Source organism: Alistipes sp. CAG:29 (assembly GCF_000435435.1).
Lineage (GTDB): Bacteria > Bacteroidota > Bacteroidia > Bacteroidales > Rikenellaceae > Alistipes > Alistipes onderdonkii.
In genome coordinates this window covers 8,243-9,020 of the sequence record NZ_FR893489.1, presented here as the reverse complement: position 1 = coordinate 9,020, position 778 = coordinate 8,243, and the positions used below count along the sequence as shown (strand labels likewise).

At 63.6% G+C, this 778-nt stretch carries 1 protein-coding gene and 1 pseudogene; one reads left to right on the top strand and one right to left on the bottom strand.

Translation table 11 applies throughout. From position 1 onward, the window contains the following. Nucleotides 1–221, bottom strand: a pseudogene (locus QVP03_RS11150) (4-(cytidine 5'-diphospho)-2-C-methyl-D-erythritol kinase); the annotation flags it as partial. Between the two features lie 33 nt (nt 222–254). Here QVP03_RS11150 and QVP03_RS11145 point away from each other — a divergent pair. Continuing rightward, the coding region (locus QVP03_RS11145; RefSeq protein ID WP_288210780.1) for a GSCFA domain-containing protein at nt 255–778 on the top strand (524 nt) is incomplete at its 3' end.

The following is a 778-nucleotide window of genomic DNA, read 5'->3' as shown; positions in this document are numbered from 1 at the left end:
AGCAGGAACGCCTTGACGCAGATGTTCTCCCCGGGGGTGCAATCCACCGCCAGCCCTTCGGAGAGGAACCGCACGCCGGGCACGGCCGTGCGCGTCACCCCGACCACGTCGTACAGTCCCCGCACGGGGAACATCACGGTCGACAACTCGTGGTAGCCGTCCTCACGGCGGCGCAAGACATCTAGCCCCAGATTTATTTTGCAGTTTGCATGCAGGATCATACGGCAAAGATATAAAATTTGTACTTTTGCCCTATGAAATTCCGCACCGAAATCGACATTGCGCCCCTCGGGGTGAAAATCGGATACGGGAACCGCATCCTGGCCCTCGGTTCCTGCTTCGCCGAACACATCGCGAGACGGCTCGCCGAAGCCCGGTTCCGCATCGTCACAAACCCCACGGGCATCCTGTTCAACCCCCTCTCCATCGCCGCCGCGCTGCGCAGCTATGCGGACGAGACACCCGTACAGCATTCCGAGCTGGACTTCGACGGCGAACTGTGGTTCCACTACGGGTTCCACGGCTCTCTCTCGGCCGCGTCGCCCGACGAGGCGCTGGCTGCGATGAACGCCGCCCGCAAGGCAGGCGCCGAAGCCCTGCGCCGTGCCGACCGGGTATTGCTGACCCTGGGCACGGCATGGGTCTACGAACACAACGGGCAGGTGGTAGCCAACTGCCACCGGCAACCCGCGACCGAATTCGTACGGCGCAGGCTGGGCGTCGCGGAGATCACCGGGGCATTTTCAGCCCTGCTCGCAGGGCCGCTCGCAGGGAAAGA